The sequence below is a fragment of the Lysinibacillus sp. BPa_S21 genome (assembly GCF_023337795.1).
Lineage (GTDB): Bacteria > Bacillota > Bacilli > Bacillales_A > Planococcaceae > Lysinibacillus.
This window is the reverse complement of record NZ_JALIRS010000014.1, coordinates 69,290-89,300: the sequence shown is the minus strand read 5'-3', so window position 1 is coordinate 89,300 and position 20,011 is coordinate 69,290. Positions and strand designations below refer to the sequence as shown.

Here is a 20,011-nt window from a genome sequence, read left to right as displayed (position 1 = left end):
AGAATAAATTGGATAATTGTTTTATATCTTTGTGTATGATTGTAAAAAACGAGGAAGAATTTTTACCGGAGTGCCTTAGGTGTGTGCAGGAAATTGTAGATGAAATAATTATTGTGGATACGGGCTCTACGGATGCTTCCATTGAAATTGGGAAGAATTTTGGAGGAAAAGTAATCTCACATAAATGGGATAATAATTTTGCAAAGGCAAGAAATATCAGTCTTGAAAATGCAACAGGTGATTGGATATTAATACTCGATGCAGATGAATTTCTTGATAGTATTGATAGAGATGATTTTCATAAATATATCAAAGAATCAAATGCAGATATCTTATCTTTAGAACTAGTTAATTATTACGGTGATAAAAGAGATGAAAGTAGAACTTATACCATGGCTCAGTCCAGGCTTTTTAAAAATCACCTAGGTTTAAAATTTGAAAATAGTATTCATGAAACAATAAATTTAAATGATGTGAATACGGATGTTTATAAAACGAAACATTTCCCTATAAAGATTCACCATTTAGGATACCTAACATCTGTAACAGAGAAAAAGAAAAAAAATGAACGGAATATGAACTTGCTTCATGCAGAAATTAAAAACGAGAAACATAGCCCATGGATGGAATATCATCTTGCTAGTGAATATTACCGACAAAAAAACTTCGATAGGGCTTTTATATATTGTAATGAGTCTATTAAAAGATTTTTGATTGCTGGTTTAATGCCGCCGTCGCTTATATATAATCTTAAATATTCTATATTAATAACTACCGAATCCTTTAAAGAAGTATTAAAAGGGATTGATAAAGCAATTCTTCTATATCCAGACTATGTGGATTTATACTTTTATAAAGCCGTCGCTCTTTATCATGAAGGTATGGTTAATGAGTGTATTTTAACCCTAGAACATTGTCTTTCATTAGGAGAGAATAACCTAGCATATTTAACGATGTCTGGTACAGGGTCATACCAAGCTTTATTTTATCAAGCGTTATGTTTTAAAAGAAAAGGGAATCATGAAATGTATGAAAAACTACTTCTAAAAGCACTTGAAATATATCCTAATTATAAGGAAGCAACTGATGAATTAATGGGTTTGAATTAAAAGAAAATCGTTTTAGAAGTTCCATAGGAGAATTTGATTTAGATAAATAGGGGGTATGCTAATTAGAATGTTTCGATCGATTTTAGAAAGTATCGAAACGAAATGATGATGTTTTTCTTGCAATTTAATCGGTATCTAATTCCAATATGCCGAGGTAATTATCAAGTTTTCGACCTGATTTGACAATTTATATAACATAAATCGAAATACACGTCATACAATGAACAGTAATTATAAAATTGATAAGTGAAAGGGGTTTTTTATGAGCTTTCCGAATATACCGAATATCACAGCTTCAATTACAATTACCAGGGATAATGTTTTAAATTTATTATTAGCGTCTATTGCTTTTGAAGAGCTAGGATTAAGCCATATTATTAATGCAGAAGGTGAAAAGATTCAATATGCATTAGGCTTGATTCCAGGTTTAAAACATCCATCTTCTATTACGGATTTATTAAATGTTAATGATAGTGTACGTAGAACACTAGACTCTGTTACTAAAAAGGAACTGGTTTTACAATCAAAATTGCAAAATATCATAGATCTTTTAATGGATGAAAAAAAAAAAACCATTTGTAATTAAAGCTAAAGATAACAGCGAACCTCAAAATAATATCGATTTAGAAAAATAAATGTAAAAATTTTTCTTTTATATTCTTGTGTGAATAGTACACTGTGAAAGTTTTGCAAAGATGCAGCGGAACTTGGGATTGGGGAGCGCGATATTTTTTTGATCGTGACATTACGAGTGAAGTTCTCGTCGGCTCAAATGTGCTAACCGTTAATACAACAGTCGTACGAGTTGTCTAACTCGATTTGGATAAACAGAAAGGACCGGTTATTTTTCATAAGGCGAAACATAGTCGGTTGCCAAAAGGTCGCTTACCTATTTTGTTTAGGGGCGACTATCTCGTTTGCTGAAGAGATTGATGTATGGGAAAGAGTTGATAGGACCTTGGATTGCAGATTTTGATTTCAGAACATAGTATATTGGGAAAGCATGATGTCAAAAAAATTACGATAGAAGATTTATTAAGTGCTACATATGACAATTCGTTTGTCACTAGTAACGAGAACTATTTATTGAAAAATGAGAGCGCAAGAACATTTAGAATGGAAATAAAAAGATGAATGACAAGATTATTTCGATCTTTCCACCTATGAAATAGATGGAGATTCTAGGTGGTGCAAAATGAAGATACGATTCGAGAAGCAGCGCAAATGCTAAACACTAGATTCCAAAGCAGTTATCATTGGTTTTTAAAACAATATGGAAGCGGTCAATCATAGGACATTATCAAAGTTGATTTAAGAAGCTTTATTAATGAAAAAGGAATTGCTGCACATATATTCGTGCAGGAAGTGAAGAGCACACATTTTAAAGAAAGTGGTATGAAAATTAGCTAAATCCTGTAAAATTAATGCAGGAGGGATCTAATGAAGCATTCAATTTATAATAGTGATAAAGGTAGATTGGAAATTTTAAGTCATTATGAACAGTATTTAAATTCTTTTGATTTTGAAGTTGAAAGAGCTTTTGTGGATACAGACATTGGAAAAACACATGTGCTAATAGCGGGTCCAAAAGAAGGAAAGCCATTGTTTATCTTCCAAGGTGGGAATTGCATTAATCCGATGACATTATCTTGGTTTAAGCCGTTAATACAAAAATATAGAGTATATGCACCTGATACGATTGGTCATCCGGGATATAGTGAGCAAAAGAGAATTTCAGCTAAGGATAATAGCTTTGCACAGTGGATAGCTGAATTGATGGATTATTTTAACGTTGCAAAATGTGCTTTCGTAGGGCCATCGTATGGAGCGGGTATCATTTTAAGGCTAGCTACTTATATGCCAGATAGAATTGATTGTGCTGCACTTGTTTCGCCAGCTGGATTAAAACTGGGCTCTAAAATGGAGATGATTCAACATATCTTAATCCCATTACTGCTTTTTAAAAAAACCTTGTCATCTAAGTATCTTGAGAAAATTGCCGATAAAATGTCTGCTCGTTGCATGAAGGAAGTGGATCGGCAGATTATTGGAGATATTTTTCGTTACGTAAAATTAGAACAAGAAATGCCAAAACTAACTGATAGAAAAGAATTAACAAATTACATTTCTCCTACATTAATTATCGCTGGAGAAAAGGATATTTTCTTTCCAGAAAAGATAATCAAAAAAAGAGCTGAACAAGTCATACCAAATTTGACTATTTTTCACGCATTTAATATGGGACATTTCCCTTCAGATGATTATTTAGAAAAAATAAATAACGTTATCATTGGTTTTTTAAATAAATATTATTGAATATGTTGCTAGCTACTTGTAATTGTGTAAATTTCCCTATTGACAAAATAATTTGTATATTTTATAATTTACAATTATTAATTATAAGTGTAAATTAGGATTCTCCTGGCCGGGAGAGTCCTATTTTTTTGACTAAGTTGAGTTACTGAACTAGAGAATCCAAATCAAAGAACGAATTATAACACTTGCTTTTTCTAGGAGATGATTGTCTTATGGAAGAATTACCTTGTAAAGGCTGTAGAGGGTTGTGTTGTGGGCCTGTTCCAATTACAGAACAAGAGTTAAAGAAAATTCAAAAGAAAATCAAAGAGATGCCTAAAAAGTTGAGCCTAGATTTAAAAAAATCAACAACGTTTTTATGGAACCTGTATTTTTTATGACGAAATAAAGGATCGATGTGGAATCCATTCGGCTCGTCCGTCTATTTGCAGAGCTTTTGGTTATTATAATAATCTTGTATGTTTCCGTAACCCGAAAGTAGCCTTTGGAAAAAACTATATAGCTAGCGAGCTTCCAATTGGTATATTAAGTATTGATTTTACGTGGAAAGATTTTAATTAACGGAGTTTAGAGGTTATAAGTAAACATAATCAGGCGAAATATTAACATTCTAATATAAAAGAGCCTGCTTTTTTCAATGCAGGCTCTAATTTCATACATAATTTTAAAGTTCTAATCGCATAGTACGGCTCGTTTCATTAAATCCATGTTTGTCATACAAGTTAATAGCGCCAATATTTTCTGCTAAAACGCTTAACTCCAAGTAATCTAATTTACGCTCTTCTGCCCATTTTTTTGCCTCTTGTAGCAATAGGGAACCGATGCCTTTACTTTGGTATTGGTTACCAACTATTATATCCATAATATATGCATAATTATGCTGTACGATACAAGAATATGGAGGGGTAGCTAATTCTTGAATTAATAAAAATCCGGCAATGTTGTTATCTAATTCAGCAACAAAAATGTCTGATTTTTCTCCCAAAATTATGTTTTTAAGAAACTCTACATCTTGTTTTGCAGGTGCTATGTATTGAGGTTGAAGTTTTGACATTTCTAAAAACAGTTCTTCATATAATATTTCTATTTGTGGCATTTCTTCTAATGTTGCAAATTTAATATTCATGTTCTACCTCCGATTCAAATTTTATACCATTTTATTCTACTATATTCTGTTATTATTGCAAATAATCTGTAAATTTTATAAAAACTCGTATAGTTAACACAGTATAAACCGCATAGAATTTCCAATACTAAAGCTGTTTTAAAAAATTCGATTTGAGAAAGGAGGCTTTCATCGGTGAGATTTTTAGCATGGGGCATTATAGGAGGCGCGGCTATTTTTGGTGTAATGAAACGCTTTGGGCTAATGGATAATGCACAACAAATGGCACAGTCTTCTCAACAAGGTACGACACCAGTACAATTGGTAGCAAACAGTAATCCACTTACCGCGAATACACCAAAACAGTAAAAAGCAATAATCAACAATGCAGCTTATAGACCTTAGACTAGCTAAAGGTCTATAAGCTTGTACATAATAACTGCACTGTTAGGATTTTATGCAAATACATTACTTGAAAGACTTATTTAATTTTTTACAAAAGTAATCAGAAATATGTATCTGACGATAAAAAGCATGTTTTAGTTGCACCCTTACAATATGCTTGTCCATAGTGCTAATTTAAAAGGGAGATCACGTTTATCGTGTTCTCCCTTAAAAAAATAAATTATCTACTTTGAGTTTGAAGTGCTAATTTAACGCCTAGACCTATATAAACGAAACCAACAGCTTTTTCAATCCAACGCGAACCATTGTTTGATGTCTTCGTAAAGATTTTTTCGCCAATAAAGCTTGTAATAATAGCTAACAATATAGTATACAAAGCACTCATCACAACAAAAGTAATGCCTAAAATTAATAATTGTATAGTGATGGATTGGCCATTATGCTGAACAAACTGTGGTAAAAATGCTAAGAAAAATAATGCAGTTTTTGGATTTAATATTTCTGCTAAAAAACCTTGTCGGAACGAAGTATTTGCTGGACTCTGTTCAACAGTTGGCTTTTCTATTTTTTGTGGTTTTGTTAGTAGCATTTGAATACCTAAATAAACAAGGTATGCAACACCGATATATTTCACTACCTCAAATGCAGTGGCAGATTTCATCAAAATTGCTGATAAACCTAAAACTGCTGCTAACGTATGAACTAAGTCACCAAGCCCAATGCCTAGTGCAGTGAAAATACCGTTCTTTTTTCCACCTTTTAGCGTTTGTGTAATCGTAATAATCACAGCAGGACCAGGAATTAAAAATAAGAGAAGAACTATTGCAATAAAAGATAACATGTTTATCCATCCTATTCTAATAAACTAAACATTCAGTTAAGAGAATAATAAAATTAACTTAATGAATGCAAAAAATATTATATGCTATCTTTTATATACCTGTCGATAATGAAATACCGAAAAGAATGAAAATATCTATTTGTAAAAATCAGAAAATGATATGGTTATATTTGTATAATGTTATATTGTTGAAATATTATATTAAATGCAGGATGTGCTATATGTCTCATCTAAAGGGAAGTGTCCTTTATTTTATTATTTAACTTAAATATAGTATCAACTACTAAGAATTAATGATAGAATTAGGTGATAATATTTTTGGAGGTTTTTAGATGCTCGAAATTCAACAAATACAAGAAGTTTTAAGACATAGGTATCCTTTTCTGTTAGTAGATAGAGTATTAGAATTAGAAGAAGGAAAGAGAGCAGTTGCCATTAAAAATGTAACAATCAACGAAGAATTTTTTAATGGACATTTTCCTAATTATCCAGTGATGCCAGGTGTGTTAATTGTTGAAGCTTTAGCTCAAGTAAGTGCCATTATTATGCTTACAAAAGAGGGGAATCAAGGGAGACTTGGATTACTAGCTGGTATTGATAATTGCCGCTTTAAAAAACAGGTTAAACCTGGTGATCAACTGCGTCTTGAAGTAGAAATTACCCGCTTAAAAGGTGCCGTTGGTAAGGGACGTGGTATTGCAACGGTTGACGGAGAAATAGTTTGTGAGACAGAGCTAATCTTTGCATTTGGAAGCTAAACCGATACCATTTAAGAGCACTGCAATCATATATTGCAGTGTTTTTGTTATGTGGATATTTCATATATTTGTTGAATATACATGATAAATGGATTGCTTTTTGAGTGGAGGTGTTGACATGAACCATTCCTTAGTTCTTTATATAGCAACTTGTCTCATGCAGCTTATAATCCTCACGAACATCACATTATTAAACGGTCAATGGGATGGCATAGCATTATGGCTATGTACAGGTATATTTATTTTTTCATCCGCGATTTTCGCCTTAAGTAGATTAGATAAGAAGATTTCTAATGACTCATGAAGGGTATCCGAAATTAGAATCAAGAGTTGGTCATCATAAACCAACTCTTTTTTTGACCATTTATCTTCAAACAGCAGATGTTTTCGAAAACATAGCAACAGAAACAGCGAGCCCCACTCCTAATGATGGTGGCATCAGTGTGATAATGGATGCAAAATAGACATAAAAAACCAAAAATAAAAAATTAAAGTAAATCTCTACAATGTATACTTAATTTAAAATAACGAGACTAATTATAAAGGGGAGATTTTATATGTCGGAAAATACACTATTTATAAAAGATGTTCCTGATAGAGATGTGAAATTTTCTATTATAATACCTGCTCATAATGAAGAAAATTATATTGGTGGGTGTTTAGAGTCAATAGCAAAGTCTGCACAACCTTATAAAAATCAAGTAGAAGTTATTGTCGTGCTAAATCGTTGTACGGATAAAACGAAAGAGATAGCACTGTCCTATAATTGCGTGACATTGGAAAATAACGATAAAAATTTATCCAAAATTAGAAATGCTGGAGCTGCGCTAGCAAAAGGTGAAATTCTAATTACAATTGATGCTGATACTCGAATGACAGAACACATGCTAACTGAGGTTGAAAAGCACTTAGCATCCAATCAATATATAGGAGGAGGTGTGAACGGACATTTTGAAAGAATGTCCTTGGGTATAGTAGTGTCTTCCATGTTATTAATTTTCCCCTTACTATTAAAGTATGGTTTTATCTCTGTAGGGATCTTTTGGTGCTATAAAAAAGACTTTCAAGCAATCAAAGGGTTTAACGAGAATATGCTAATGGCTGAAGATGCTGATTTTGCAAAGCGTTTAAAACAATGGGGCAAGAAGAACATGAAAAAATACGGAACAATTAAAAATGGAATGATTACTTCATGCAGACGATTTGACCATTACGGTGATTGGTTGTTACTGAAACGTCCTGATATGATTTTAGCTTATTTAAAAGGCACTAATGAGAAGGCTGCTAATGAAGCCTATTATGATGATCAAGCAAGGTAATGAAACCACCTTAATGACGTATATGTCAGCATACTAATTCTTTAAACCACTTCGTTATCAAACGAGTGGTTTTTTGTAATTCTTTAGATTTTCTTAAATAATAAGACTTTGCATGACAGTAAGTTTAACGGAATGATATGATGTTGGATGATTAGTAGAACCCTCTGGGAATATTGTTAAATCTAGGTTTTGAAGAAAAATGAATATTTGAATAAGGGTGGTGGTTATGAGTATGGATATAAATATTCTTGTAGTTGATGACGAAAAGGAAATTGCAGATTTAATTGAGCTTTATTTAAAAAATGAAAATTTTAATGTTTATAAATTCTATGATGCTCAGGAAGCGTTAGCGTGTATACACTCGATCAAATTGGATCTTGCTATTCTTGATGTAATGATGCCTGAAATCGATGGTTTTGAAATTTGCCGAAGAATTCGGGAACAATATCATTATCCGGTGATTATGTTAACAGCGAAAGAAGAGGAAATAGATAAAATAACGGGGCTTACTTTAGGAGCTGATGACTACATAACAAAACCATTTCGTCCATTGGAGGTTATTGCAAGGGTTAAGGCTCAAATTCGCAGATTTACCAAGTACAATCATCAGGGGATATTACAAAATGAAGCGATTATTGATTTTTCAGGCTTAATTTTAGAGCAAAAAACTCGAAAATGTATGTTAAATGAAAAACAACTGTCTCTTACTCCTACTGAGTTCTCCATATTGTGGTTTTTATGTGTAAATCGAGGGCGTGTCGTTTCATCAGAAGAACTATTTCAGGAAATATGGGGCGAGAAGTATTATAGCAGTAACAATACGGTAATGGTTCATATTAGGCATTTACGAGAAAAGATGAATGATTCCGCAGAGAACCCTAAATTCATTAAAACTGTCTGGGGAGTTGGATATACCATTGAAAAATGACTTTGGAAAGCTAAAAAGAACTATAATGCTTCAGATTTTGCTGATTTTAGTAATAGCATTGTTGGTTGGCTATTTTATAAGCTATGTGTTTATTGATGGTGTCTTACAAGCCCCTTTCGCAGATTGGTTTATTAGATTTTGTGAAAACGTGCTACAGCTTGACTATTATTCGGCACAGAGAGCCTATGGGATTTTATTTCAACAAAATAAGTCTTTTTGGTTAGCAATAGGCTTAATTATTTTGCTGTTAGTAATTTTTTATTTTGCACTTTCTCGATTTACGAAGTATTTTAACCAAATTGCCATAGGTGTTAATATGCTTTCAGAGGAATCGAATCAGGAAATAAGTCTTCCTTCTGAGTTAGATTTTATGGAGAAAAAATTAAATGATGCTAAAAATAAATTAGAAAAAAGGGCAAAGGATGCACAGGAGGCTGAGCAACGTAAAAATGATCTTGTAGTTTACTTAGCACATGATATTAAAACACCACTAACATCTATGATTGGTTACTTAAGTTTGTTGGATGAGGCAAAGGACATGCCTATAGAGCAAAAAGAAAAGTATGTGAAGATTTCATTAGAAAAATCATATAAGCTAGAACAATTGATTAATGAATTTTTTGAAATCACTAGATTTAACTTACAGACCATTATTCTAGATAAAGAATCCATTCATTTAAATTACATGTTAATGCAATTGGCAGATGAATTTTATCCCTTATTGGCCCCTAAAGGACAGCAAGCAATTGTGAATATCGAGGGAGAAATAAAGGTTTTCGCGGATGCTAATAAAATAGCGAGGGTATTTAATAATATTTTAAAAAATGCCATAGCATATAGCGATGATAACAGTATAATTCATATTAGCGCACACCTTCAAAATGACCAGACAATTATTTCATTTACCAATAAGGGGAAAATAATTCCACCAGAAAAATTAAAGATGATTTTTGAAAAATTTTATCGTTTAGATTCCGCTAGGTCGACTCATTCAGGTGGTGCTGGGCTTGGTCTTGCAATTGCCAATGAAATAGTCCATGCTCATGGAGGAACAATATCAGCTTCAAGTAATGATGAAAAAACAGTTTTCACTGTTATGCTTCCAACAATTTCTTAAGAAACCTTAAGAATTCTATAATAGATTATTAAAAAAGAGCTCCTTCTTTTATGTTTCAATAGAGGCATAGAAAGAAGGAGTTGTTTTTATGTTTAAAATAAAAGGATTTTATAGCTTAATTTTACTGATGATTATTTTTCTGGTGTACATGTTTGTAAAAGAATATCCATTTCAACATTCTAAGCTAGAAATAGATAATACTCAGCTGGAAATGCCAAAGAAAAGTGAAATAAATGTTGATGTAAATTTACATAGCTCCAATGCTATATTAGTGAACTTAGACACAAATAAGATTTTACTGGACAAAGATAGTGACGAAATCATTTATCCTGCTTCTTTGACGAAGATCATGACGGTTTTAGTTGCCATTGAAAATATCCCGAATTTACAGGAAAAGATTTTACTTCCTAAAAGTATATTTAAGAATTTATATGAAGAAAATGCTTCTATGGCAGGCTTTCTTCCTAATGAGGAGGTAACAGCAGAGGATTTACTTTATGGTTCAATGCTACCTTCAGGTGCGGATGCTTCTATTGGCTTAGCCGATTACATAACTGGGTCGGAGAGTAAATTTGTAAAGTTAATGAACGAAAAAGCTAAACAGTTAGGGATGAAAAACACACATTTTACGAATGCAACAGGACTCCATCATCCTAATCATTATACGAGTGTGAAAGATATTTCGATACTTTTACAATATGCTTTAACCAATAACACCTTTCGAGATATCTATACAGCGGAAAGATACTCAATAAAGTCAACAAATCTTCATCCAGAGGGAATGACGGTGACGAGTCGAATGTTTAAAAATTTGAATGCTATTGAAAATACGAGAGGTGAAATAATTGGCGGCAAAACTGGCTACACAGAGCAAGCAGGATTATGTTTAGCAAGTTTAGCAACAATTAAAGGCGAGGAGTATATTCTAGTAACAGTAGGTGCTCAAGGTGATTCACGAACAGAGCAGTTTAATATTACGGATGCATTAGCTGTGTATCAACAACTTTACTAAGGAACTTTATGTATGTTTCCTGCAGTTATTAAACTTACAATAAAATTTCACCCAAAATAACATACTACCTTTCCATCCCTTCATATAATTTAAATATCTGAAAAATTTGGGTGACTATGTTTTGACTATAAAAGAGTTTTCTATTCTTAATAAGGTCATTAAATCAGGTAAACCAGTATGAGAGGATGAGGGGTTTGAAGCATCCCGGCACAAATGTTTTTGAAAATAAAGAGGAACTATTCATACCTGAAAAAGCATTAGATAAAGATTTTTGTGATCGATTAGTGAGAAAAATTCATAAAAATATACTGAATGAAAATATAACAAACGATGTTTATATGTCATATTTCGTGATTTTTGATCAACAATATAAATTGAAAGAAATTCGATATTTACTAGATGTTTTGAAATTGCAAGCAAATGAAATTATTCGATCTAAGCCGATTTATATTACATTGTGTGGTGTAATTTTATCATTGATCACAATAATTGCCTCAGCAATCAATATTAAATTGATGACTGGAATCTCACTTGTCCAAATCGTTGCTATAGCAGTTTTGAGTTTTAATTTAGCTGTATTGTTTATTTCTTATAAAATAGAAAAAGAATATAAAAAAATATACGAAGTCATTAAATTAATTGACTATTATTTAAGTTTTTATAAGTAGGTAAAAGGACAACCTTTAATGACAATTTGATTTAAAGAACTCACCGTAACAAAAAAATCAAAAAAGAGCATTTTTTTTAGCATTCCTCAAATAATAAGGTACTAAATATTTTATTTGAGGAAGTGAAAATTTGAAAAAACTCCTGTTTTTATTACCTATTTGCCTTTTAGCTGTCTCCTTTTTTAATGTGAAAGTCGGTGCAGAGAAATATGAAAATAAAGGAAGGAAGTATTATGAAGAAGCGGGGCAAATTGTCTGGGAGATCAATACGGATGAAAAAATTGTTGCCCTTACTTTCGATGATGGACCACATCGGAAGTACACATCTCAGATTTTAGATTTATTAGCCAAATATAATGCGAAAGCTACTTTTTTTATTGTTGGTCAAAATGCGCAAAAGAATCCAGAGGTAATATCAAGAATGTATAAGGAAGGTCATGAACTAGCCAACCATACATTTTCGCATCCTTTAAGGACGAATGTTCCGAATTTACTAAAGGAAATAAATCAAACGAATGACGTCATTCAGAACATCACAGGATTTAAGCCTACTTTATTTCGCCCAGTAGAAGGGCAGTATTCAGATGCAATGATTGAAGCGATTGCTAAAGAAGGCTATAAAGTTGTTATGTGGTCATGGCATTTAGATACTTTAGATTGGAGAAGTCCAGGAACTACTAGAATTGTTAACACTGTGCTAAACGGTGTCAAAGAAGGAAATATCGTTCTTTTTCATGATGGAGGCGGAAACCGTCATCAAACTGTGCAAGCGATGGAAAAAATAATTCCTGAACTTGAAAGGCAAGGATATCGATTTGTCACAGTTTCTGAATTACTCGAAGCGCAGAGGAAAAAAGTCAAAAACAAATAAATTTCCATATTATTTAAAATAAAAAAATTTGTACTTTTACATTGTTTTTTTGTGCTATATTTCAAAATTTCAAAAAAATAATTGTTAAAAATTTATAAATTATTTTTCATATTGAAATCAGGCTAAAGATGTAAATAGCCTGATTTTTTTGTTTTCTAGGAATGATTTTTAATAGTACAAATACTATGAAGATTTGTTGATTGTAGTGGAGACTGACGCCCCCAGGAAGCTTTGCTCTGTAGCGAAAGCTAAGCTGCAGGGGGCAATGTTCTATCTGTGCGAAAGCGAAGCGTCAGCTACGAAGCGCTCAGTCGGAACGGAAATCAACCATACGTTATATTTATAATTCAAAAAGGGGTATAATCACCCTAATGAATAGGGGGGGATAGTATTGTCGTGTAATGTTGAATTAGTAGAATATAATAATGAACTTATAGAGGGAATGGGGAGTTTTTGTCTTAGGAGTAAGAAGAAATCAAGCGGATATTTAAATAAGAACAAATGGCTGAACAATAGATTTGAAGAGGGCTTGAAATATGTGCAAGTAATCGACAATAAAAAACAAGTAGGGTTTATTGAATATACAGAAGCTGAATTTTCATCTAGAGTGGTTCATGCGGATGGTTATTTAGTGATTCATTGTTTATGGGTAAGTGAAGTTGGGAAAGGGTACGGCACACGATTATTGAGTAAATGTATAGAGGATGCAAAAAAAACAAGCAAAAAAGGTATTGTTGTCATTACAAATTCAAAAACGTCTTGGGCGCCAAGTAAAGAGATTTTTTTGAATAATGGTTTTCAACTTATTGATACAGCACCATATGATTTTGAATTACTTGTTTACTCTTTAAGCAGCGAAGCCGAACAACCATATTTTCCGAATGATTGGGAAGAAAGATTAAAAAAATTTAACGGCTTAACGGTTTTACGTTCATTCCAATGTCCATATGTTGAAATTGCAACTGAAAATATTATAGCTGCTGCAAATAAATTGACTATACCAGTTGAACTTATTGAACTTAAAGATAGAGAAGAGTTGATGGAACTATCACCAACCCCTTACGGTATTTTTTCTGTTATTTATAAGGGGCAACTTCTTACTTTTCATCGACTAACAATACACTCTGTATTTAAAAAAATAAAAGCAATTATGTAAAAATACACCGTATAAAGTAAACAAACTTATATGGATTTTGTTAGAAAACTGTGGGGATTAATGCTTATAAAGACATAGAAAGAAGTTACCAAAGGGTCATATTATAGAGAGAAATAAATATTTATCTTTGATTCTTGTATGAAAAAATCGTTTGATTACAAGGTCAATGATAGGTTTTTTTATATGACAAAAGGAAGGAGGGTAAACCTTTGGTAACAATTCGCCAAAAACTAGTGCCAACTTCGCAAGCATTAAAAATGACAAATGGTAAAAATAATGCAAAAAAATATCTTGTCGTTCATGAAACGGATAATACTAGCGTTGGAGCTGATGCTGACGCTCATGCTCGTCTACAGATAAACGGCAACAGTAGGGAAGCTAGCTGGCATTGGCAAGTAGATGATCAGGAAGCTGTACAATCATTTGAACATTTTTGGGAGTGTTGGGCGACAGGGACTTATGTCGGAAATAGCCAAGGTATTCAAGTGGAAATTTGCGTAAATAGTGATGGGAATTATTTAAAAGCTGTCGAAAATGCGGCTAGTCTTATCGCAAAAATTATAAAAGATGAAAAAATTACAGTTCAAAATATTGTGCAACACAATCATTTTAGTGGGAAAAATTGCCCCCGTAATATACGGGCTGGAAAAGTATCTTGGACTCAATTCATGGACATGGTTAAAAAAGCTGGAGATGTTCAAATTCCTCCAGTAGAAACGCGCAAGTATCGTATTTTAACCGGAACGTATAGTACGCTTAAAGCAGCGGAAAGTGCAGCGCAGGTGATGAAAAAATCATTTGGCTGGCTTGTTTATATTGAGAAGGATGATCCATATTATCGAATAAAAACAGGCACTTTTACAGGGATTAATGCAGCAAAAAATGCAGAGATTAAAATAAAAAATGCTAAATTGGCGCAAGTTACGTATATTAAAGATGCATAAGAAGTTAATTTCTAATATACTTGAGGATTTTAGTTGACTGCATGGATGAAACGGGTAAAATAGAAAAGCAGTACCATTATATACCTTCAACTTAGCAGATCATAAAGGTGCCTTTAGAAAAGTGCTTCAAAGGTACCTTTACTTTTACAAAATCTAAGGCAATCACATCTACATAGAATAATGTACTTAACAATAAAATGTTTAAGAAATGCTGGATTTTAGGAAGATTGTTGTAGGACAAGATTTGTCGTGAAATTTTGACAGTCTTTTTCTTTTCGTCTTCCCTATAACCTGTTAAGATGGTAATAGTGTGACAACAAGTTAGTGTATATGAGAGTGGTGACAATCAAGATGGATGAACAGAAAAAAGATAGTATCGAACAGCAGCCAGAACAAACACCACCTGCTGGGGTCAAACCAGCAGGACGTTTTATACAAATGAAACCGTTTAAATTTATCATGCTGATGTTCTTTACAATCCTTATTACGGCAGGCTTAACGATATTTGCGTTAACATTCGGAGATAAGAAAGCAGTTGAAGTGAAAGTACCGAAAGGACGTCCGGAATTTTCAAAATTGTACGAAGCCTATGATTTGCTTAAAAAAAACTATTACAAAGATATCGACGATGCGAAAGTGGTCGATGGTGCTATTAATGGTATGTTTGACGCTTTAGGTGATCCGTATTCTGATTTCTTAGTGAAGGAAGAAGCAGATCAATTAAATTCTACTTTATCTTCTAGTTTCCAAGGAATTGGTGCGGAAATACAAGAGCGTAACGGTGCTATTACAGTTGTGTCACCTATTAAAAATTCACCCGCTGAAAAGGCTGGGCTATTACCGAAAGATATTATCTTAACTGTTGATGGGAAAAGTATCCATGGGTTAAGTGCATCTGAAGCGGTTGCACGTATTCGTGGTGAAAAGGGAACACCTGTAAAATTAACCGTGAAACGAGAAGGAAATGCTGAACCTCTTAATATGACGATTGTCCGTGATGAAATTCCGGTTGAAACGGTTTACGGGGAAATGCTTAAAGACGGTATCGCCCATATCCAAATTACGTCATTTAGTGAAAATACAGCAAAAGAATTTGAAAAAATTCTTTCTGACTACGAAGGTAAAGACTTAAAAGGTATCGTATTAGATGTACGACAAAATCCGGGTGGCTTCTTAACTGACGCAATCGAAATTTCGAATTTATTTGTTCCGGAAGGTAAACCGATTGTACAAGTGCAACAAAAAAACGGAGAGCCGGAAATTACAAAAGCTACTGCTGGTAAAAAATATAATGTTCCAGTGACAGTGCTAGTCGATAGTGGTAGTGCTTCTGCTTCTGAAATATTAGCAGGTGCACTAAAAGAATCTGCCGGTGCTAAAATTGTGGGTGAAACTTCGTTTGGTAAAGGTACAGTGCAAAATATCACGCCATTAAAAGATGGCTCTAACCTTAAATTTACAACAGCTAAATGGCTAACACCAAATGGTAACTGGATTCATGAAAAAGGTATAGCTCCAGATGTTAAAGTGTCATACCCATCTTATGCATCATTACCTTATTTAGATCCATCAATTGAAATGAAAACGGGCGTGCAGTCAAACTCTGTAAAAGCGGCACAAGAGATGCTAGAAGTTCTAGGATATGAGCCTGGGAAGGTAGACGGTATTTTTGATCAAAATACAGAACGTGCAGTGAAAAAACTGCAAGCTGCAAATAAACTAGAAGAAACTGGTGTTTTAACTGGCGATACAACGTATGCTTTAATGGAAGCATTACGTGCTAAAATAAAAGCAGAGGATCCTCAATTGTTAAAAGCAAAAGAACTGCTTACGAGTACACCAGCAAAAACAGAGTAAACTCAAACTAACAAAGTAGCTGTTGCATCAGGCGTCTCTAATGGCCTTTTGCGACAGCTTTTTATATGGAGGTAATAAATATGAAGGACGTATACTTATTTAGTGGCTTTTTAGGTAGCGGGAAAACATCCATGCTAACAGATGTTATTCGACAATTAAAAGAAAAAAATTTAAAGCCTGCAGTCATTATGAATGAGCTTGGCAAGCTACCATTTGACTCACAGGCTGTGGAAAAGGATATTCCACTCAAGGAAATGCTAGAGGGTTGCATTTGCTGTTCTGGCGCCGAAAAAACAGAGGCACAAATTCAATCTCTTCTATTAGATAGTGACTTTGATGTCCTAATTATTGAAACAACAGGTGCTGCACATCCTGTTGAAGCATTAGATGCCGTGTATTCACCGTTATTTGCGGAAAAGCTAAATGTCAAAGGAATTATCACGGTTGCCGACTCAAAGCTGTGGTTAAATCGAGAGACGTTAACACCGCAAGTACGCTCTTTATTTATGGAACAAATCCGTCACGCGCATTTATTGCTAGCTAACAAAACGGATTTATTAACAGAGGCAGAGCAGGCAAGGGTTGTTTATGAGCTACAAGGCTTTAATCCTCATGCCTTTATTTTGCAAACGACGAATGGGCGAGTACCGTTACATTTATTAGAAGGGTTGAAGGCAACAGCTCAGGTGGATCAACAAGATGTTATAAAGGCTCCAATCGCATCAATGAATCTCGGTTCACGATTAGTTGAATTTAAGGACGTTGATTTTACACAGGAGCAATTTGAGGATTGGGTATGTACATTGCCTGAAACTGTATATCGAATGAAAGGCTATGTGCCCATTGAAGGTATCAAAAATCCCATGCTGTTTCAATATGCGTATGGCATGGTCCAATGGCTTCCAGAGTACGTAAAAATGCCCGCAAAACTCGTTATCATTGGTGAAAATGTAAGTAACTTAAACATAATAGGTCTTCATTAAAAAATAGGCTTCTCTATATGGACATATAAATCTGCAGATTTCTACTTGTAAGACACGAATGTTTCTGTCGTCTTATAAAAGTTGTAATCAATGCAGATTTTTTTTGATAAGTGAAATAGAGGGAACTTGTTTTTGTATGAAACTTTCTATGAGAATGTTGAAAATAGTTGCTAGTTTTTTAGAGGTGTCAACCCTATTTGTAACGTAAGTATTTCATAGGCTGGTGAAACTTGCTAAAAATTATTGTTAACAATCCTCTATTTGATGCGAATTTATTTCTCTGATGGTGTTGTTAGCAAATGCTGGCAAGAAATTTATTAAATTTGTACTTTACGATTGGTTGCAGAGAAGGAGGAATTGCAAAAATGAAAAAAACACTAACTGCAATTTGTGCAACATTTTTATTAGCAGCTCCAATTCAAATGGCTTCCGCTGCAGCAAATACTACAGAGGGGAACACAACTACAGACTGTAATAAAGTTTATAATTATAAATGGTCAAATCAATGGTCAAACCAATGGCCAAATCATAAGTGGTTTGTAAATCAACCACAAACACAAGCACCATCAAAAGAAACACAAGCACCAGAAAATAATCAAGCAACAAATAACAATACACAAACAACTCAAAAAGATAATACAACAACTGCACCAACTCAATCTACACCATCAACAACTACTTCAGATGTGAATGCTTTTGAGCAAGAGGTAGTAAAATTAACGAATGCTGAACGTACAAAAGCTGGTTTAGCACCTTTTAAAACGGATGCTCAATTGATGGCAGCTGCTCGTGAAAAATCACAAGATATGCAATCTAAAAACTATTTTTCACACACAAGCCCAACTTTCGGTTCACCATTTGATCGAATGAAAGCTTTAGGTATTACGTATAAGAGTGCAGGTGAAAATATTGCACAGGGTCAACGTACACCTCAAGAAGTAGTACAAGGTTGGATGAATTCACCTGGTCACCGTGCGAATATTTTAAATGAGAAATTTACGCATATTGGTGTCGGCTATGTGAAATCAGGCAACTACTGGACACAACAATTTATCCAAAAATAATAATAGCTTCATTGAAGATAGGATGTCTACTAAGTTGTAAAAAACTTAGTGGGCATCTTTTTTTATGTAAAAAAGTTTACTTCTATAATAAAAAAGCAAACTAGAACGAAGTCTAGTTTGCTATTGTTGTTTTGGTTGTCCTAGAATATCTTTTTTGAACAAGTAATAAACGTATTAATAAAGTAATCGCTCCGGTTGTCAGACCTGCTACAAGCCCAATCCAGTAACCAAAAGGTCCCAAGTTTGTATGAGTGGCAATTACATACCCGACAGGCAAGCCGATCACCCAATACGAAATGATGGCCATAATAAAGGTTATTGTAACATCCTTATAACCTCGCAAAGCTCCTTGTACAGGTGCTTGGATAGCATCAGAAAGCTGGAAAATGGCGGCGTAAATTAAAAAATGAACGGCGTATTCTAGCACTTTACCATCGTTCGTATACATATTTGCAACAGGCTCACGAAGGATAAACAGGATACAAGCTGAAATAAAGCTAAATAAAATCGCGGTGCCAACACATAAATTGCTATAGAGTTTTGCATCGTGCATTCTGCCAGCGCCTATTTCAAAACCTACTAATATCGTAACGCCCATCGAAATACTAAGAGGTACCATATATAGGAGGGAAGTAAAATTTAAAGCAATTTGATGAGCTGCGATAATTGCTGTACTAAAGTTACTCATCATCATCGTCACAGCAGAAAAAATACTTGTTTCTGCAAATAAGGATATGCCAATCGGAACACCAATGATTAAAATTTCCTTCCAACGAAGCCACTCTAATTTTGGCCAGTCATGGAATAGGCGGAAGCGTTCAAAGGGCACGCGTTTAGCAATAATCCAAACTGTGATAAAGAAAACTAGCCAGTATGTAATCGCTGTTGCAACGCCTGCACCGATTCCGCCAAGCTCGGGTGCACCAAACTTGCCAAAAATAAAAATATAATTCAGCACAATATTAATGGGCGTTGTTAGTAAAGTAATAATCATCGTTACGCGAGTTTGTCCTAGTGCATCGATAAAACAGCGCATGACAAAAAATAAAAAGAGTGGTAAAAGACCGGCGCACATTGCGTGAATATATGATTTAGCAATAGTATGTACAGATGCTTCTAAATTCATTTTTCCAAGAATCCAATCCATTCCGACTAGTAATACTATAAAAATAAGTACCGCTAGTAAAATGGCTACATAGATTCCTTGCTGAACAGCCTTCTTTGCTTCTATCTCTTTTTTAGCTCCAACAAGTTGTGAGACAATCGGTGTGATCGCAAGAAGAATTCCAGATAACCCTATATAAATAGGCATCCAAATAGATGAGCCTATTGACACTCCGGCTAAGTCTGCGGTACCGTAGCGACTCGACATTAAAATATCAAAGAAAGAAATAAGATAAATTGCGACTTGCGTGACTAAAATGGGAACGATAATTTTCAATATCAATGCATATTTTTCTTTTAAACTAGTGGTTTGTTTCATAGTGTATATCTTCCTTCATTAACATAATTAATTAGTATATCATACAAAATGGAGGGAAATTGAAAAATAATTGCG

20 protein-coding genes and 1 pseudogene are annotated in these 20,011 nt (G+C 33.7%); 18 read left to right on the top strand and 3 right to left on the bottom strand.

What is annotated here, in order from left to right; translation table 11 throughout:
* The first annotated feature begins 8 nt into the window (after window positions 1-8).
* The 4 genes and pseudogenes from MOK21_RS20690 to MOK21_RS20670 all read left to right on the top strand — a co-directional run bounded on the left by MOK21_RS20690 (window position 9) and on the right by MOK21_RS20670 (window position 3,986).
* The gene (locus MOK21_RS20690; RefSeq protein ID WP_249075842.1) at window positions 9-1,109 is read left to right on the top strand and encodes a glycosyltransferase family 2 protein; all 1,101 of its coding nucleotides are present in this window, start codon (window positions 9-11) and stop codon (window positions 1,107-1,109) included.
* Between the two features lie 262 nt (window positions 1,110-1,371).
* Window positions 1,372-1,695 carry an alpha-helical endospore appendage domain-containing protein gene (locus MOK21_RS20685; RefSeq protein WP_308221949.1) on the top strand — a complete coding sequence of 108 codons (324 nt, stop codon included), beginning with the start codon at window positions 1,372-1,374 and terminating at the stop codon, window positions 1,693-1,695.
* A gap of 854 nt (window positions 1,696-2,549) precedes the next feature.
* Window positions 2,550-3,425 (top strand): alpha/beta fold hydrolase, encoded by an 876-nt coding sequence (locus MOK21_RS20675; RefSeq protein WP_249075840.1) that lies wholly within the window; start codon window positions 2,550-2,552, stop codon window positions 3,423-3,425.
* A 212-nt stretch (window positions 3,426-3,637) separates the two neighbouring features.
* Window positions 3,638-3,986 (top strand): annotated as a pseudogene (locus tag MOK21_RS20670) (YkgJ family cysteine cluster protein).
* Window positions 3,987-4,089: 103 nt separating this feature from the next.
* Here the strand turns inward: MOK21_RS20670 and MOK21_RS20665 are convergent.
* Window positions 4,090-4,551, bottom strand: a complete 462-nt coding sequence (locus tag MOK21_RS20665; protein WP_249075839.1) for a GNAT family N-acetyltransferase — start codon at window positions 4,549-4,551, stop codon at window positions 4,090-4,092.
* Between the two features lie 174 nt (window positions 4,552-4,725).
* Here MOK21_RS20665 and MOK21_RS20660 point away from each other — a divergent pair, with 174 nt between their 5' ends.
* Entirely contained in the window at window positions 4,726-4,899 is a 174-nt protein-coding gene (locus MOK21_RS20660; protein ID WP_249075838.1) for a hypothetical protein, read from the top strand.
* A gap of 256 nt (window positions 4,900-5,155) precedes the next feature.
* Here MOK21_RS20660 and MOK21_RS20655 read toward each other — a convergent pair whose 3' ends face one another.
* Window positions 5,156-5,776, bottom strand: a complete 621-nt coding sequence (locus MOK21_RS20655; RefSeq protein ID WP_249075837.1) for a LysE family translocator — start codon at window positions 5,774-5,776, stop codon at window positions 5,156-5,158.
* Between the two features lie 332 nt (window positions 5,777-6,108).
* Between MOK21_RS20655 and fabZ the strand changes: the two genes are divergently transcribed.
* The 13 genes from fabZ (at window position 6,109) to MOK21_RS20590 (ending at window position 18,453) form a co-directional block, all read left to right on the top strand.
* Window positions 6,109-6,534: a 3-hydroxyacyl-ACP dehydratase FabZ gene (fabZ, locus tag MOK21_RS20650; protein WP_249075836.1), complete on the top strand. Its 426-nt coding sequence runs from the start codon at window positions 6,109-6,111 to the stop codon at window positions 6,532-6,534.
* 293 nt (window positions 6,535-6,827) lie between these two features.
* Window positions 6,828-6,998 carry a hypothetical protein gene (locus MOK21_RS20645; RefSeq protein ID WP_249075835.1) on the top strand — a complete coding sequence of 57 codons (171 nt, stop codon included), beginning with the start codon at window positions 6,828-6,830 and terminating at the stop codon, window positions 6,996-6,998.
* Window positions 6,999-7,091: 93 nt separating this feature from the next.
* Window positions 7,092-7,853 (top strand): glycosyltransferase, encoded by a 762-nt coding sequence (locus tag MOK21_RS20640; protein WP_249075834.1) that lies wholly within the window; start codon window positions 7,092-7,094, stop codon window positions 7,851-7,853.
* 232 nt (window positions 7,854-8,085) lie between these two features.
* Window positions 8,086-8,781 carry a VanR-ABDEGLN family response regulator transcription factor gene (gene vanR, locus MOK21_RS20635; protein WP_249075833.1) on the top strand — a complete coding sequence of 232 codons (696 nt, stop codon included), beginning with the start codon at window positions 8,086-8,088 and terminating at the stop codon, window positions 8,779-8,781.
* A gap of 25 nt (window positions 8,782-8,806) precedes the next feature.
* On the top strand, window positions 8,807-9,898 hold the full coding sequence (locus MOK21_RS20630) for a sensor histidine kinase (protein ID WP_249075851.1): 1,092 nt from the start codon (window positions 8,807-8,809) through the stop codon (window positions 9,896-9,898).
* 88 nt (window positions 9,899-9,986) lie between these two features.
* Window positions 9,987-10,910, top strand: coding sequence for a D-alanyl-D-alanine carboxypeptidase family protein (locus MOK21_RS20625; protein ID WP_249075832.1), 924 nt, complete (start codon window positions 9,987-9,989; stop codon window positions 10,908-10,910).
* 194 nt (window positions 10,911-11,104) lie between these two features.
* A complete protein-coding gene (locus tag MOK21_RS20620; RefSeq protein ID WP_249075831.1) occupies window positions 11,105-11,578 on the top strand; it encodes a hydroxymyristoyl-ACP dehydratase in 474 nt (157 codons plus the stop codon).
* Window positions 11,579-11,708: 130 nt separating this feature from the next.
* On the top strand, window positions 11,709-12,449 hold the full coding sequence (locus MOK21_RS20615) for a polysaccharide deacetylase family protein (RefSeq protein ID WP_249075830.1): 741 nt from the start codon (window positions 11,709-11,711) through the stop codon (window positions 12,447-12,449).
* Window positions 12,450-12,840: 391 nt separating this feature from the next.
* Entirely contained in the window at window positions 12,841-13,605 is a 765-nt protein-coding gene (locus MOK21_RS20610; protein ID WP_249075829.1) for a GNAT family N-acetyltransferase, read from the top strand.
* A gap of 209 nt (window positions 13,606-13,814) precedes the next feature.
* Window positions 13,815-14,549 (top strand): N-acetylmuramoyl-L-alanine amidase, encoded by a 735-nt coding sequence (locus MOK21_RS20605; RefSeq protein ID WP_249075828.1) that lies wholly within the window; start codon window positions 13,815-13,817, stop codon window positions 14,547-14,549.
* Between the two features lie 351 nt (window positions 14,550-14,900).
* Complete coding sequence (locus tag MOK21_RS20600) at window positions 14,901-16,406, top strand: lmo1851 family serine protease (RefSeq protein ID WP_249075827.1); 1,506 nt, start codon at window positions 14,901-14,903, stop codon at window positions 16,404-16,406.
* A gap of 80 nt (window positions 16,407-16,486) precedes the next feature.
* Complete coding sequence (locus tag MOK21_RS20595) at window positions 16,487-17,389, top strand: CobW family GTP-binding protein (protein ID WP_249075826.1); 903 nt, start codon at window positions 16,487-16,489, stop codon at window positions 17,387-17,389.
* A 365-nt stretch (window positions 17,390-17,754) separates the two neighbouring features.
* Window positions 17,755-18,453 carry a CAP domain-containing protein gene (locus tag MOK21_RS20590; protein ID WP_249075825.1) on the top strand — a complete coding sequence of 233 codons (699 nt, stop codon included), beginning with the start codon at window positions 17,755-17,757 and terminating at the stop codon, window positions 18,451-18,453.
* Window positions 18,454-18,565: 112 nt separating this feature from the next.
* Here the strand turns inward: MOK21_RS20590 and MOK21_RS20585 are convergent, their stop codons facing one another.
* The gene (locus MOK21_RS20585) at window positions 18,566-19,936 is read right to left on the bottom strand and encodes an MATE family efflux transporter (RefSeq protein WP_249075824.1); all 1,371 of its coding nucleotides are present in this window, start codon (window positions 19,934-19,936) and stop codon (window positions 18,566-18,568) included.
* Window positions 19,937-20,011: the final 75 nt, after the last annotated feature.